13 protein-coding genes are annotated in these 14,362 nt (G+C 68.8%); 8 read left to right on the forward strand and 5 right to left on the reverse strand.

Going from position 1 to position 14,362, the window contains the following annotated elements; genetic code table 11:
* Window positions 1-6: 6 nt before the first annotated feature.
* The 5 genes from RS86_RS03580 to RS86_RS03600 all read right to left on the reverse strand — a co-directional run bounded on the left by RS86_RS03580 (window position 7) and on the right by RS86_RS03600 (window position 6,666).
* Window positions 7-1,293 carry an ABC transporter permease gene (locus tag RS86_RS03580; RefSeq protein WP_045270850.1) on the reverse strand — a complete coding sequence of 429 codons (1,287 nt, stop codon included), beginning with the start codon at window positions 1,291-1,293 and terminating at the stop codon, window positions 7-9.
* Window positions 1,290-2,597, reverse strand: coding sequence for an ABC transporter permease (locus RS86_RS03585; protein WP_045270851.1), 1,308 nt, complete (start codon window positions 2,595-2,597; stop codon window positions 1,290-1,292). Before RS86_RS03585 ends, RS86_RS03580 begins: the two co-directional genes overlap by 4 nt.
* Entirely contained in the window at window positions 2,594-4,108 is a 1,515-nt protein-coding gene (locus RS86_RS03590; protein WP_045270852.1) for an ABC transporter ATP-binding protein, read from the reverse strand. The genes RS86_RS03585 and RS86_RS03590 overlap by 4 nt, the downstream gene beginning before the upstream one ends.
* A gap of 114 nt (window positions 4,109-4,222) precedes the next feature.
* Window positions 4,223-5,338, reverse strand: a complete 1,116-nt coding sequence (locus RS86_RS03595; protein ID WP_045270853.1) for a BMP family lipoprotein — start codon at window positions 5,336-5,338, stop codon at window positions 4,223-4,225.
* A 212-nt stretch (window positions 5,339-5,550) separates the two neighbouring features.
* Window positions 5,551-6,666: a mannose-1-phosphate guanylyltransferase gene (locus RS86_RS03600; protein WP_045270854.1), complete on the reverse strand. Its 1,116-nt coding sequence runs from the start codon at window positions 6,664-6,666 to the stop codon at window positions 5,551-5,553.
* Between the two features lie 198 nt (window positions 6,667-6,864).
* Between RS86_RS03600 and sdhC the strand changes: the two genes are divergently transcribed.
* The 8 genes from sdhC (at window position 6,865) to RS86_RS03640 (ending at window position 14,312) form a co-directional block, all read left to right on the forward strand.
* Window positions 6,865-7,299 (forward strand): succinate dehydrogenase, cytochrome b556 subunit, encoded by a 435-nt coding sequence (sdhC, locus tag RS86_RS03605; RefSeq protein WP_235281577.1) that lies wholly within the window; start codon window positions 6,865-6,867, stop codon window positions 7,297-7,299.
* On the forward strand, window positions 7,299-7,754 hold the full coding sequence (locus tag RS86_RS03610; RefSeq protein WP_045270856.1) for a succinate dehydrogenase hydrophobic membrane anchor subunit: 456 nt from the start codon (window positions 7,299-7,301) through the stop codon (window positions 7,752-7,754). Before sdhC ends, RS86_RS03610 begins: the two co-directional genes overlap by 1 nt.
* Before the next feature lie 70 nt (window positions 7,755-7,824).
* On the forward strand, window positions 7,825-9,651 hold the full coding sequence (sdhA, locus tag RS86_RS03615; protein ID WP_045270857.1) for a succinate dehydrogenase flavoprotein subunit: 1,827 nt from the start codon (window positions 7,825-7,827) through the stop codon (window positions 9,649-9,651).
* Window positions 9,651-10,424: a succinate dehydrogenase iron-sulfur subunit gene (locus RS86_RS03620; RefSeq protein ID WP_045270858.1), complete on the forward strand. Its 774-nt coding sequence runs from the start codon at window positions 9,651-9,653 to the stop codon at window positions 10,422-10,424. The genes sdhA and RS86_RS03620 overlap by 1 nt, the downstream gene beginning before the upstream one ends.
* Before the next feature lie 106 nt (window positions 10,425-10,530).
* On the forward strand, window positions 10,531-11,751 hold the full coding sequence (locus tag RS86_RS03625) for a YihY/virulence factor BrkB family protein (RefSeq protein ID WP_235281579.1): 1,221 nt from the start codon (window positions 10,531-10,533) through the stop codon (window positions 11,749-11,751).
* A gap of 10 nt (window positions 11,752-11,761) precedes the next feature.
* Entirely contained in the window at window positions 11,762-12,655 is an 894-nt protein-coding gene (locus RS86_RS03630) for an exodeoxyribonuclease III (RefSeq protein WP_200892742.1), read from the forward strand.
* A 67-nt stretch (window positions 12,656-12,722) separates the two neighbouring features.
* Entirely contained in the window at window positions 12,723-13,733 is a 1,011-nt protein-coding gene (gene trpS / locus RS86_RS03635) for a tryptophan--tRNA ligase (RefSeq protein ID WP_082076536.1), read from the forward strand.
* Between the two features lie 9 nt (window positions 13,734-13,742).
* Window positions 13,743-14,312, forward strand: coding sequence for a GNAT family N-acetyltransferase (locus RS86_RS03640; RefSeq protein ID WP_045270862.1), 570 nt, complete (start codon window positions 13,743-13,745; stop codon window positions 14,310-14,312).
* Window positions 14,313-14,362 lie beyond the last annotated feature (50 nt).

Raw genomic sequence — 14,362 nt, forward strand, 5'->3', positions numbered from 1 at the left:
GTCCCCCTAGGACTTGATGTACGGCTTGCCGTCGGCCGCCGGCGCCTTGATCTGGCCGACGAAGCCGACCACGGCGAGGATCGTCACGACGTACGGCAGCATCAGCATGAACTCGCCGGGGATCGGCGTGCGCAGCACCGTGAGCAGGTTCTGCAGGTTCGTCGCAAAGCCGAACAGCAGGGCGGCGAGGGCCGCGCGCACCGGATCCCACCGGCCGAAGATCACTGCGGCCAGCGCGATGAAGCCGAGGCCGGCGGTCATGTCCTTGGTGAACTGCGGCACCGAGACCAGCGTGAAGTAGGCGCCGCCGATGCCGGCGATGGCGCCCGCGAGCTGCAGGTTCCAGAACCGCGTCGGGTTGACCTTGATGCCGACCGTGTCGGCGGCGTGCGGGTGCTCGCCGACCGCGCGCACGCGCAGCCCCCAGCGGGTGCGGTACATCGCCCACGCGACGAGCGCCACCACGACGTACATCAGGTAGACGAGGAAGGTCTGGTTGAACAGCGCGGGGCCGATCACCGGGATGTCGCCGAGGATCGGGATCTTGATGAGCGAGAACCGGGTCGGGCTGTTCAGCGTCTGCGCGTTCGGGGCGAGCACGCCCTGGTAGAGGAATCCGGTCAGACCAGAGGCGAAGACGTTGAGCACGACGCCGACGATCACCTGGTCGACCAGGTACTTGATCGCGAAGGCGCCCAGCACGAGCGAGATGAGGATGCCGCCGAACATCGCGCCGATGAGGCCGACGAACGGATTGTGCGTGAGGGATCCGAGGATCGTCGCGGTGAAGGCGCCCAGCAGGAACTGGCCCTCGATCGCGACGTTCACGACGCCCGCGCGCTCGCCGATCACGCCGGCGAGGGCGCCGAACACGAGCGGCACCGCGAGCGAGATGGATCCGCCGAGCAGGCCGGTCAGGGTGATCGCCCCGGCGGCGCCGGCGCCGGCCCAGGTGAGGAACGCGGTCATCGCCAGCAGCGCGTAGATGATCGGCAGCCAGAGCGCGATCTTGCGGTACTGCAGCGCGCTGACCAGGGCGAGCGCGCCGAGGACGAGCGCGAGCGTCCAGGCGATCCAGAGCACAGGGCCCGCGGGCACCGGGATGTCGCCCAGGCGGATCGCCGCACTCGCCTCGGACAGGCGGAAGGTCGTGGTGCCGTAGCGGGGCGCGAACAGGAACAGCAGGCCGAGGAGCGCGACGATCGCGAGCAGCGTGATCGGCGTCTTCAGCGAGCGGACCTTGACGACGGTCGGCGCGTCGAGGGCAGGCGCCGAGGTGAGGGAGGTGCTCATGCGGCCGCCGCCTTCGTGTCGGAGGAATCGGAGTTCTTCGAAGCCCGTCGCGCGATCCGCGCCTTGGCGCGCTGCGAGCGCTCCGAGTCGTCCTTGGGCAGGAAGAAGATGGTGCGGATCAGCGGGGGCGCGGCGATGAACAGCACGATGAGCGACTGCACCACCAGCACGATGTCGACCGGGATCGACTGCAGCGCCTGCATCGGGAACGATCCGGCTTTGAGCGCGCCGAACAGCAGGCCCGCCCAGAAGGTGCCCCAGGCGCGGCTGCGACCGAGCAGGGCCACCGTGATCGCGGTGAAGCCGATGCCGGCGTCGATGCCGCCGTCGAAGCCGCCCGTGATCGTGCTCTGGATCTGGAACATGCCGGCCAGGCCCGCGAGCCCGCCGGAGAACAGCATGGCGTAGATGTACACGCGCGGGACGCTGATGCCCGCGGCCCGTGCGGCGCTGGGGTTCTCCCCCACTGCCCGCATCCGGAAGCCGAGGCTCGAACGCTCGACGAGCCACCACACGAACAGCGTCGCGACGATGACGATCGGGAAGCCCCAGTCGATCAGGTCGAGGCCGGGGAGCTTGGGCAGCACCGCGTTCGCCGGCGTCGGCCGCGAGATCGGCTGGATCTGCCCCGGCCGCTGCAGCAGCTGCGGCACCTGCACCAGCCACGTCACCAGGTAGAACGCGACGTAGTTGAGCATGATCGTGAGGATGACCTCGTGGGCGCCGGTGCGCGCCTTGAGCAGCCCCACGAGTCCGCCCCAGAGCGCGCCGGCGGCGATGCCGATGATGAGCGTCAGCGGGATCTGGATGATCGGCGGCAGGTTCAGCTGGAACGTGACCAGGGCCGCGGCCGCACAGGCGATGAGCATCTGGCCGCGCGCGCCGATGTTGAACAGACCGACCCGGAACGCGACGGCGATGCCGAGTCCGGCGGCGATGAGCGGCGCCGCGAACGCGATCGTGCTGCCCAGAGGCTTGACCGCGGACCAGAAGTCGGTGGCGCTGAAGTCGATGACGGATCCGTTGAACAGGGCCGTGTAGGCGCCCGCCACGACCGTCCACGCCGCCCCCAGGGTGTCCCCGGGGCGTGCGAAGAAGTACCCGGCCGAGGCCTGCACATCGGGGCTGGTGATGGCGATCAGCACACCGCCGACGACAAGGGCCAGCACGATCGCGAGCACCGTGGTGACCGCGCTGCCGCGCAGGATCTCCCGGAGCACGCGGTTCGAGACCGGCACCTCCTGGATGTTTCGGGTCATCGGCGGCTCGGGCGCCGGCGTCTGAGGTTCGGTCGCGGTGCTCATGCGGCAGCCTCCGTCGGGTTCTCGCCGGCCATCATCAGGCCGAGCACATCGCGCGGGGTGTCTCCGGGGACGATCCCGACGACGCGTCCGCGATACATGACCGCGATGCGGTCGGCCAGGGCGGTGACCTCGTCGAGCTCGGTCGACACCACGACCACAGGGATTCCGGAATCGCGGGTGGCGACGATGCGCTTGTGGATGAACTCGATGGATCCGACATCCACGCCGCGAGTCGGCTGCGATGCCAGCAGCAGCTTGAGGTCGCGGTTGAGCTCGCGCGCGATCACGACCTTCTGCTGGTTTCCGCCGGACAGCGAGCCGGCCGCCTGGCCAGGCCCCTGGGTGCGGATGTCGAACTCGGAGATCCGCTTCTTCGCGAAGTCGTCGAGCACGCCGCGCAGGATCGTCCCGAAGCGGCTGAACGCCGGGTCGTCCGAGCGGTCGAGGATGAGGTTCTCGGCCACGGAGAACGCGCCGACCAGGCCGTCCTCGTTGCGGTCCTCCGGCACGAACCCGACGCCGGCGTCGAGCACCTGGTGCACGTTGCGGCCGACCAGCTCGACGCCGTTCAGCGAGATGGATCCGGTCACCCTGGTGCCGAGTCCGATGATCGCCTCGGCGAGCTCGGTCTGCCCGTTGCCCTGCACGCCCGCGATCGCGAGCACCTCGCCGGGGTGCACCTCGAAGCTCACGTCGTCGACGACGACGACGCCGTCCGGGGCGATCACGCGCAGATCCTTCACGCGCAGGCCGCCCTCGCCGATCTTCGGCGGATCCTTGTGCACGGTGAGCTCGACCGCGCGTCCCACCATCATCGATGCGAGCTCGGTGTTCGAGGACTTGGGGTCGGCCTCGCCGACCACCCTGCCGAGCCGGATCACGGTGATCTTGTCGGCGATCGCGCGCACCTCGCGCAGCTTGTGCGTGATGAACACGATGGCGGTGCCCTCATCGCGCAGCTGCTTCATGATCTCCATGAGCTCGTCGGTCTCCTGCGGCGTGAGCACAGCGGTCGGCTCGTCGAAGACGAGCACCTTCGCGTCGCGGCTCAGCGCCTTGATGATCTCCACGCGCTGCTGCACGCCGACCGGGAGGTCGCCGACGATCGCGTCCGGGTCGACCTCGAAGCCGAACCGGGAGGCGACCTGTCGCACGTGCTCGCGGGCGGCCGCGATGTCCAGCACGCCGAGCGCCTTGGACTGCTCGTGCCCGAGCATCACGTTCTCGGCGACGGTGAACACCGGGATGAGCATGAAGTGCTGGTGCACCATGCCGATGCCGGCCGCCATCGCGTCGCCGGGGCCGCGGAAGTGCTGCGGCACGCCGTCGAGCAGGATCTCGCCCTCATCGGCCTGGTACAGGCCGTAGAGGACGTTCATCAGGGTCGATTTGCCGGCCCCGTTCTCGCCCAGCAGGGCGTGGATCTCGCCGCCCTCGACGACCACGTCGATGTGGTCGTTGGCGACAAGGGATCCGAAGCGTTTGGTGATGCCGCGGAGCTCGAGCTTCATAGTGGTGACCCTATCCGGGAAGGCGTGTCTCAAAGAAGAGCGCGGGACGCCCGACCCGCCCGTCGAGCCATCAGGCTGCGGCGGCGGACCGGAACGTCCCGCGTCGAAGGGGGATTACTTCGGGGAGCTGGGCGAGGTGACCTTGATGTCACCCTTGATGATCTTGTCCTGCAGCGCCTTCAGCTCGTCGGTCAGGCCCTTCGGGAGCTTGCTCTCGAAGTCGTGGAAGGACGACAGGCCCACGCCGTTGTTCTCCAGGGTGCCGACGTACGCCGTCGGGTCGAAGGAGCCCTTCGCCGTCTCGGTGACCGTGCTGTACACGGCGTCGTCGATCCGCTTCATGATCGAGACCAGGATCTGGTCGGCGACCGACGGGTCGGCCACGGCGAGGTCGGAGTCGACGCCGAGCATGACCGTCTTCTTGCCGCCGTCCTTGATCGCCGCGCTCGCGGAGAGGTAGATCGGGCCGCCGACGGGGAGGATCGGGTCGACGCCCTGGTCCAGCACCGAGTTCGCGGTCTGCTTGGCGACGTCGTTCGCCTGGAACGCGCCGGTGAACGAGCCGTCCTGCTTGTCCTTGTCCCAGCCGACGACGGCGACGTTCGCGCCCTTGTCCTCGTTGTACTTCTTGACGCCGTCGACGTAGCCGTCCATGAAGATCGTCACGGGCGGGATCTTCATGCCGCCGAAGGTGCCGACCTTGTTCGCGCCGGACTGCGCCGACCAGGCCGCTGCGGCGTAGCCGCCGAGGTAGGCCGCCTGAGCGGTGTCGAACAGCAGCGGCTTGATGTTCGGCGCCGCCGGCTTTCCGGTGTTCTTGGGGTCGGCCATCGAGTCGATGATGCCGAAGTTGAGCTTCGGGTTGGCGATGGCCGCGTCAGCGATCGCCTGGTCCAGCTTGAAGCCCACACCGATGATCAGCGTGCACTTTCCCGCGATGAGGGAGTCGATGTTCGGCTTGTAGTCGCCGTCCGCCTTGGACTCGACCGTGATCGGCTTGACCCCGAGGTCCTTGCCGGCCTTCTCGATGCCGTTCTTGGCCGACTCGTTGAAGGACTTGTCGTTGAACCCGCCGCTGTCGGAGACGAGGCAGGGCTTGAAGTTGGCGTCGGCGGGCTTCGCCGCGCTCGAGCTCGCCGGGGCAGGAGCGGAACCGCAACCTGCGAGGGCGACGATGACACCGGCCGCGACGGTCGCGCCGATCAGCTTCTTGGTGAGGGAGATGGTCACTCGGGCCTCCAGAACACGAGCCCGCGGCCATCGCGGGTCACTTGAAAGTTACCGACTATGACGGGGATCGGGCATCCTCGTCCGTGTCGCTGGAGTCAATGGTTACAAACATGAGATCACATGCGCTCGTCCGTGCTCATATGAGCAGATCACTCTGACCATCCCTGCTTTCGTGCAGAGTCGTGCGCATCTGCTGATGAACCGCCGACGCGTCAGAGCACGTCGCCGCGGCCGTTGAGCTTGAGCGACTCGACGACGCCCTTCACCCGCTGCGCGTGCTCGATGGTGGTCACGAGCAGCGCATCAGGGGTGTCCACCACGACGATGTCCTGCACCCCGACCAGGCTGATCACCCGGGAGGTCTGGCTGACCAGGATCCCGCTCGCCGCGTCCGACAGCACGCGCGCCGAGGGACCGAGCACGGCCAGGTCGTTCTTGCGCCCGTTGAGGATGAGCTTGGTGAGCGAGGCGAAGTCCCCCACGTCGTCCCAGTCGAAATGGCCGGGCACGACGGCCAGCCGGCCGCCCTCGGCCGCCGGCTCGGCGACGGCGTAGTCGATCGCGATCTTCGGGAGCGCCGGCCACACCCGGTCGACGACCGCTCCGCGGCGATCGCGATCGTCCCACGCCTCGGCGAGCTCGAGGAGCCCCGCGTGCAGCGCGGGCTGGTGCCGCTCGAGCTCCGCCAGCAGCACGTCGGCGCGGCTGATGAACATGCCCGCGTTCCAGAGGTAGCTGCGGTCCTCGTAGTACGTCTTCGCGGTGGCCAGATCCGGCTTCTCCACGAACCGCTCGACGAGCGACGCCTCGCGCACGCCGTCCACGTCGAGCTCCTCGCCCTGCTTGATGTAGCCGAAGCCGACCGCGGGCTCGGTCGGGGTGATCCCGATCGTGACGATGAACCCCTGCCGCGCGACCTCGACGGCGTCGCGCACGGCGAACTCGAACTTGCGCGTGCTGCGGATGACGTGATCGGCGCTGAAGGATCCGATGATCACGTCCGGTTCGCGCCGGTGCAGGATCGCCGCGGCGAGCCCGATCGCCGCGGCCGACTCGCGCGGCTCCGACTCCAGGAAGACGTTCCTGTCGGGGATGCCGGGAAGCTGCGCCTCGACGGCGGCCCGGTGCGCGCGGCCCGTCACAACGGCGATCCGGTCGTGACCGGCGAGTGGTTCGATCCGATCCCAGGTGTCGCGCAGCAGCGACTGTCCAGAGCCGGTCAGGTCGTGCAGGAACTTCGGCGCATCCGCGCGGGACAGCGGCCACAGCCGGCTCCCGATGCCCCCGGCGGGGATGACGGCGTAGAAGTCGGAGATCGGCTCGCGCATGGTCACCAGCGTAGCGAGCGCCCCCGAGCGACTCCTCGGAGCCCGCGCGCACGATCGCAATCGTGCATGGTTCCGATCGCAGAAGCGCATCGCGCTAAGGGTCGCCTTCGTCGCTCCCAGCCAGCTGACAGGAATAGGATGAGGGGGATCGGACGCCTGCGCGCCGCGATCCTTCGCTATCGATCAGGGAGGACGACTGTGTCCGCAAGCACTCGCTTGACACCTTCGATTGCGGAAACCACGTCCAAGACGCCGCGCGGCACCCTCTACCGGGGTCGCGAAGGCATGTGGTCCTGGGTTCTGCATCGCATCACCGGAATCTCCATCTTCTTCTTCCTCCTGGTGCACGTGCTCGACACGTCGCTCATCCGGGTCTCGCCGGAGGCGTACGACGCCGTTCTCGGCACGTACAAGAACCCGATCATGGGGCTGGGCGAGACGGTGCTCGTCGCCGCGATCGTGTTCCACGCGCTCAACGGCCTGCGGATCATCCTGGTCGACGTGTGGTCCAAGGGCGCCCAGTACCAGCGGCAGATGTTCTGGATCGTCATCGGCCTGTGGCTGGTGCTGATGGCCAGTTTCGCACCGCGCCACCTGATCAACGTGTTCTCGCACGTGGGAGGTGCGAGCTGATGGCCGCTGACGTCTTCACCACGCAGCACATGGCGGCTCCGCGCCGCAACAAGGGCTTCAACATCGAGAAGTGGGGCTGGATCTACATGCGCGTGTCGGGCGTCGTGCTCGTCGTGCTGATCTTCGGCCACCTGTTCGTCAACCTCATGCTCGGCGAGGGCATCCACGCCCTGGACTTCGCGTTCGTCGCCGGCAAGTACGCGACGCCGTTCTGGCAGTGGTGGGACGTGCTGATGCTGTGGCTGGCGCTCATCCACGGCGCCAACGGCATGCGCACGGTCGTCAACGACTACGTCGGCCACACGGGTATCCGCAAGACCCTCCTGGTCGTGCTCGGCCTGGCCACCGCGCTGCTCGTCCTGCTCGGCACCCTGGTCGTGTTCACCTTCGACCCCTGCAACGGCGTGTTCGAGAGCGGCGCCATGTGGGACACCTGCAAGGCGCTGGGCAAATAGCCCGGCGATCGGCGGCGAGACAAGCTCCCCCGCGGCAGCGGCGAAAAAGCTCAGAGAATAGGCAGAACCAGTGACCACTGAGACCCAGGATTCCGTCGTCAAGAACGGCGTGCACCACCATCAGTTCGACATCGTGATCGTCGGCGCCGGCGGCGCCGGCATGCGTGCGGCGATCGAGGCCGGCCCTGGCGCGAAGACCGCGGTGATCTCGAAGCTCTACCCCACCCGCTCCCACACGGGCGCGGCGCAGGGCGGCATGGCCGCGGCGCTCGCGAACGTCGAGGAGGACAGCTGGGAGTGGCACACCTTCGACACCGTCAAGGGCGGCGACTACCTCGTCGACCAGGACGCGGCGGAGATCCTCGCCAAGGAGGCCATCGACGCGGTCATCGACCTCGAGAACATGGGCCTTCCGTTCAACCGCACGCCCGAGGGCAAGATCGACCAGCGCCGCTTCGGCGGGCACACGGCCGAGCACGGCAAGACGCCCGTCCGCCGTGCGTGCTACGCGGCGGACCGCACCGGTCACATGATCCTGCAGACGCTGTTCCAGAACTGCGTGAAGCTCGGCATCAACTTCTTCAACGAGTTCTACGTGCTCGACCTCATCACGGTGAAGGACGAGGCGGGCAAGACCGGCATCGCCGGCGTGGTCGCCTACGACCTGTCCACGGGCGAGCTGCACGTCTTCCACGCCAAGGCCGTGATCTTCGCGACCGGCGGCTTCGGCAAGATCTTCAAGACCACCTCGAACGCGCACACCCTCACCGGAGACGGCGTCGGGATCGTGTGGCGCAAGGGCCTGCCGCTGGAGGACCTCGAGTTCTTCCAGTTCCACCCGACCGGCCTCGCCGGTCTCGGCATCCTGCTCACCGAGGGCGCACGCGGTGAGGGCGCGATCCTGCGAAACGCCTCCGGCGAGCGCTTCATGGAGCGCTACGCCCCCACGATCAAGGACCTCGCACCGCGCGACATCGTCGCCCGCTGCATGGTGCAGGAGGTCGCGGAGGGCCGTGGAGCGGGCCCGCACAAGGACTACGTGCTGCTGGACTGCACGCACCTCGGCGCCGAGGTCCTGGAGACCAAGCTCCCCGACATCACGGAGTTCGCGCGCACCTACCTCGGTGTCGACCCCGTCGTCGAGCCGGTCCCCGTGATGCCCACCGCGCACTACGCCATGGGCGGCATCCCGACCAACAACAGCGGCGAGGTGCTCGCCGACAACGACACCGTGGTGCCAGGCCTGTACGCCGCGGGCGAGTGCGCCTGCGTCTCGGTGCACGGCGCCAACCGCCTCGGCACGAACTCGCTCCTGGACATCAACGTGTTCGGCAAGCGCAGCGGTCGCAACGCCGTTGAGTACGTCAAGACGGCCGAGTTCCTGCCCCTCCCCGAGTCGCCGGAGACCGCGGTCAAGGAGATGCTCGAGGGGCTGCGGAACAACGCGGGCACCGAGCGCATCGCCGTGCTGCGCAAGAAGCTGCAGGAGGAGATGGACAAGGGCGCGCAGGTCTTCCGCACGCACGAGTCCCTCCAGCACGTGCTGGGCGTGATCGCTGAGCTCCGCGAGCGCTACAAGAACGTGCACGTCGACGACAAGGGCAGCCGGTTCAACACCGATCTGCTCGAGGCTGTCGAGCTGGGCTTCCTCCTCGACATCGCCGAGGTCGTCGTCTACGCCGCGCAGAACCGCGAGGAGAGCCGTGGCGGCCACATGCGCGACGACTTCCCGAAGCGCGACGACGAGAACTACATGCAGCACACGATGGCGTACCTGACCGGCGACCCGCACTCGTCGACGCCGAGCGACCACATCAAGCTCGACTGGAAGCCGGTCGTGTTCACGAAGAACGAGCAGGGCGAGTTGAACTACCCGCCGATGGAGAGGAAGTACTGATGTCCGCCGCCGTCGTTGAGGAAGTCGTCTCTGAGGCCGTCGTCGAAGACTCGGGCGTGCAGTCCTTCCTCGTCACGTTCAACATCCGCCGCTTCGACCCCGAGGTCGACAGCGAGCCGCACTGGGTCGACTACGACGTGGAGCTGTACGCGACCGACCGCGTGCTCGACGCGCTGCACAAGATCAAGTGGGAGGTCGACGGATCCCTCACGTTCCGCCGCTCCTGCGCGCACGGCATCTGCGGATCCGATGCGATGCGCATCAACGGCCGCAACCGCCTCGCCTGCAAGACGCTGATCAAGGACCTGGACATCTCCAAGCCGATCTACGTCGAGGCGATCAAGGGCCTGCCGCTCGAGAAGGACCTCGTCGTCGACATGGATCCGTTCTTCGCCGCGTTCCGCGAGGTGAAGCCGTTCCTGCTGACCACGAGCGAGCCGGAGAAGGGCAAGGAGCGCGTGCAGTCGATCGCCGACCGCGCGGTCTTCGACGACACCACCAAGTGCATCCTGTGCGCCGCGTGCACCTCGTCGTGCCCCGTGTTCTGGACCGACGGGCAGTACTTCGGCCCCGCCGCGATCGTGAACGCGCACCGCTTCATCTTCGACTCGCGCGACGACGCCGCCGACGTGCGCCTCGACATCCTCAACGACAAGGAGGGCGTCTGGCGCTGCCGCACGACCTTCAACTGCACCGAGGCGTGCCCCCGCGGCATCGAGGTCACCAAGGCGATCGCCGAAGTGAAGCAGGCCGTCCTGCGCGGTCGACCGTAACAGGATCCCTTCCGCACCTCCGGAGAGGCGCCACCCCCTGCGGGTGGCGCCTCTCCGCGTCTCCCACCCGCGACGGGCGGCCCTGAGCACTCGCTAGGGTGAGATCGTGGTGGATTCGGAGCCGGAGCTGCGCGCACGCTTCGAGGCGCCCATCGAGCGGGCCGCGGCGATCACCCGGCGCACGATGCAGGCCTTCCCGATCCGGGTGTGGCGGCGGTTCCTGCAGCGCAACGGCTTCCTGCTCTCCGCGGGGATGAGCTACCAGGGCCTGTTCGCGGTGTTCGGGCTCCTCTACTTGGCGTTCGCCTCGGCGGGACTCTGGCTCGGCGGCAGCGACCAGGCGATCGCCCTGGTGACGGCGATCGCGAACAGCTACATCCACGGCATCATCGGCGAGAACGGGCTCGTGCATCCCGACGCCGTGCAGGGCTTCGCCGCGGAGGCCACGAACGTGCTGAGCATCACCGGCATCGTCGCCGCCGGCGTCGTCGCCTGGACCGGCATCACCGCCGTGACCTTCACCCGGCGCGCGGTGCGCGACATCTTCGGGCTCCCCTACGACAACCGCAGCTTCGTGCTGCTGAAGGTGCGCGACGGGCTCGCAGGGGCGGGCTTCGGACTCGCGCTGCTGGCAGGGTCCGTCCTCGGCTTCGTCGGCGTCTGGGCACTGCGGCAGGTGTTCGACCTGTTCGGCTGGCACCTCGGCACCACGGCCTTCGATGTGGTGACGCGGCTGGGCTCGGTCGTGGTGATGTTCGCGATCGACTCCGCGGCGATCGCGCTGCTCGTACGGTTCCTCACCGGCACGCGGCTCGCCTGGAGCACGATCCTGCCCGGGTCGATGCTCGGCGGCGGAGCCGTCGTGGTGCTGCAGCTGGGCGCCGGCCTGCTGCTCGCGCACTCCCCCAACAATCCTCTGCTCGCCACGTTCGCGGTGATCATCGCGATGCTGCTGTGGTGCCGCTGGGTGGCGGTCGTGATCCTGGTCGCCGCGGCCTGGATCGCGCTGACCGCCGAGGACAGGGATCAGCCGCTGCAGGCGGTCGACGAGGACGCCGCGCACCGCGCGGAGCTGGCAGCCCTCGTGCTCGCCGCGGAGGTGCGGCTGCGCCGCGCGGAGAAGGAGCACGAGACCGCATCGTGGTGGCGTCGGCGCGCGACGGCGCGCGCGGTGCGCGAGGCCCGCGAGGAATGGGGCGACGCGCTCGCGGACGAGGCGGCCGCCGCTCCCGCAGAGGACGAGGAGGGCATGCTCGGCCTGCTGCTCGAAGGTCCGCGGCGGGAGCGGGCTCCGCGCCGGAACGACGATGTCGGGGGCGCTCGTTAGGCTGGGAGCCATGCCCCACCTGCGTATCGCCACGGTCAACGTCAACGGGATCCGCGCCGCGGTCCGCAACGGAATGCACGGCTGGCTCGACGACGCCGGCGTCGATGTGCTCACCCTGCAAGAGGTGCGCGCGCAGGACGAGCACCTCGAGGCGGCGTTCCCCGGCTGGTCGATCCTGCACGACGAGGCCACGGCCAAGGGCCGCGCGGGCGTCGCGGTGCTGAGCCGCGAGCCCGCCCTCGCCTCCCGGACGACGTTGGGCGCCGAGGACTTCGACTCGAAGGGGCGCTGGCTCGAGGCCGACTTCTCGCTCGGCGGCTCGCCGCTCACGGTCGTCAGCGCCTACGTGCACAGCGGCGAGGCCGACACTCCGAAGCAGGACGAGAAGTGGAAGTTCCTCGACGCGATGACCACGCGCATGGGCGAGCTGGGCGCCGACGGCGCCCTCGCCCTCGTCACGGGCGACCTCAACGTGGGTCACCGGCCCCTCGACATCCTGAACTGGAAGGGCAACGTCAAGAAGTCCGGCTATCTGGCTCGCGAGCGGGCCTACTTCGACCGCTTCCTCGGCGCCGCCGGCGAGCCGGCCGTGGGGCAGGAGGGCATCGGCCGGGGAATGGTCGGGCAGCTCAGCGACACCCGCCCCTACGCCGCGGAGGGCGACGGCAAGGGCCTCGGCTGGGTTGACGTGGGACGCGTCGCGGCCGGCGAGGTCGCGGGCCCGTACACCTGGTGGACCATGCGCGGCCAGGCTTTCGACAACGACTCCGGCTGGCGCATCGACTACCACCTCGCCTCGGCGCCGCTCGCCGCCCGTGCGACGAACTACCGCGTCGCCCGCGCCGCGACCTATGCCGAGCGGTGGAGCGATCACACCCCGGTGCTCGTCGACTACACGTTCTGAGTCTCCGCCCGGTCCCCGCCGCCGGGAGACGGTCGGGTGCTCGTCACGGTCACCATAGGATTGATCCGTGACGAAACCCCGCCTCTACTCCGGAATGCAGCCCTCCGCCGACTCCCTCCAGGCCGGCAACTACATCGGGGCGCTGCTGCAGTGGCGGGACCTGCAGAACTCCTACGACGCCTTCTTCTCCGTCGTCGACCTGCACGCGATCACCGTGCCGCAGGATCCGGCCGAGCTGCGCGAGAAGACCCGTCGCACCGCCGCGCAGTACATTGCGGCCGGCATCGAGCCGTCCCAGTCGACGCTGTACGTGCAGTCGCACGTGCGCGCGCACGCGGAGCTCGCCTGGATCCTCAGCACCATCACCGGCTTCGGCGAGGCCGGCCGGATGACCCAGTTCAAGGACAAGTCGTCGCGCTTCGGCGCGGATGCGACCTCCGTCGGCCTGTTCACCTACCCCGTGCTGATGGCCGCCGACATCCTGCTCTACCAGACCGACGTCGTGCCGGTGGGCGACGACCAGAAGCAGCACGTCGAGCTCACACGCGATCTCGCGGAGCGGTTCAACTCCCGCTTCGGTGAGACGTTCGTCGTGCCGATCCCGGTGATCCAGAAGGACACCGCGCGGATCTACGACCTGCAGAACCCCACCTCGAAGATGTCGAAGTCGGCCGAGACCGACGCCGGCGTGCTGTGGCTGCTGGACGACCCGGCGAAGTCGGCGAAGAAGATCATGCGCGCCGTGACCGACAACGAGGGATCCGTCCGGTACGACCGCGAGAACAAGCCCGGCGTCTCGAACCTGCTCACGATCTACGCGGCGCTCACCGGTCGCCAGATCCCCTCGATCGAGGACGAATACGCGGGTCGCGGCTACGGCGACTTCAAGAAGGGTCTCGCCGAGGTCGTCGTGAACGAGTTCGGCCCGGTGCGCGACCGCGCGAACGAGCTGCTCGCCGACCCCGCAGAGCTGGACCGCATCCTCGCGGCCAACGCGGCCCGTGCCGACGAGGTCGCCGACAGGTCCCTCGCCACCGTCTACGACAAGGTGGGCCTGCTCCGCCGTATCGTCCTCTAGGCGACCCGGATGCGGCCCGCGCCTCTCCGCACGGAGCGACTGGTCCTGCGCGCCCCGACCTCGGCGGACGCGGACGCGATCACCGAGGCGTGCCAGGATCCGGAGATCCCGCGCTGGACGACCGTTCCCAGCCCGTACGCGCGCGAGGACGCCGAGGACTTCATCCGGCTCGTCGGCGAGTGGTGGGAGGACGGATCCGAGACCGTGTGGGCGGTGTTCGCGGACGACGTCCTGGTCGGTTCGATCGGGCTGCACCACATCGCCGACCACAGGACGGGCGGAGACGCCGAGCTCGGGTACTGGGTCGCGGCCCCGGCTCGCGGTCACGGCTACCTCACCGAGGCGGCCCGCGCCGTGATCGACTGGGGCTTCGCCGAGCTCGGGCTCGCCCGCATCACCTGGCGCGCCGTGGTGGGCAACATCCCGTCCGCGCGCAGCGCCCGTGCCCTCGGCTTCCGGTTCGAGGGGACGCACCGCCGGTTCCTGACCAGCCCTCGCGGCCGGGACGACGGCTGGGTGGCGGGGCTTCTGCGGACGGACGACCGCGCGCCGGTCGCCTGGCCGATCGACCTCGGCTGAGGCCTCCTCCCCCGACCGCGCTCCCGCGCGGCTTCCGATCGCCCTGCCCT

It is taken from the genome of Microbacterium azadirachtae, assembly GCF_000956505.1.
Taxonomy (GTDB): domain Bacteria; phylum Actinomycetota; class Actinomycetes; order Actinomycetales; family Microbacteriaceae; genus Microbacterium; species Microbacterium azadirachtae_A.

Bases quoted from the DNA above. Each gene is read 5' to 3' on its own strand.
- RS86_RS03585 (WP_045270851.1), bottom strand. From the start codon at position 2,597: ATGAGCACCGCGACCGAACCTCAGACGCCGGCGCCCGAGCCGCCGATG.
- RS86_RS03610 (WP_045270856.1), top strand. From the start codon at position 7,299: ATGGCCGCTGACGTCTTCACCACGCAGCACATGGCGGCTCCGCGCCGC.
- RS86_RS03600 (WP_045270854.1), bottom strand. From the start codon at position 6,666: ATGCGCGAGCCGATCTCCGACTTCTACGCCGTCATCCCCGCCGGGGGC.
- RS86_RS03620 (WP_045270858.1), top strand. From the start codon at position 9,651: ATGTCCGCCGCCGTCGTTGAGGAAGTCGTCTCTGAGGCCGTCGTCGAA.
- RS86_RS03590 (WP_045270852.1), bottom strand. From the start codon at position 4,108: ATGAAGCTCGAGCTCCGCGGCATCACCAAACGCTTCGGATCCCTTGTC.
- RS86_RS03640 (WP_045270862.1), top strand. From the start codon at position 13,743: ATGCGGCCCGCGCCTCTCCGCACGGAGCGACTGGTCCTGCGCGCCCCG.
- RS86_RS03580 (WP_045270850.1), bottom strand. From the start codon at position 1,293: ATGAGCACCTCCCTCACCTCGGCGCCTGCCCTCGACGCGCCGACCGTC.
- RS86_RS03630 (WP_200892742.1), top strand. From the start codon at position 11,762: ATGCCCCACCTGCGTATCGCCACGGTCAACGTCAACGGGATCCGCGCC.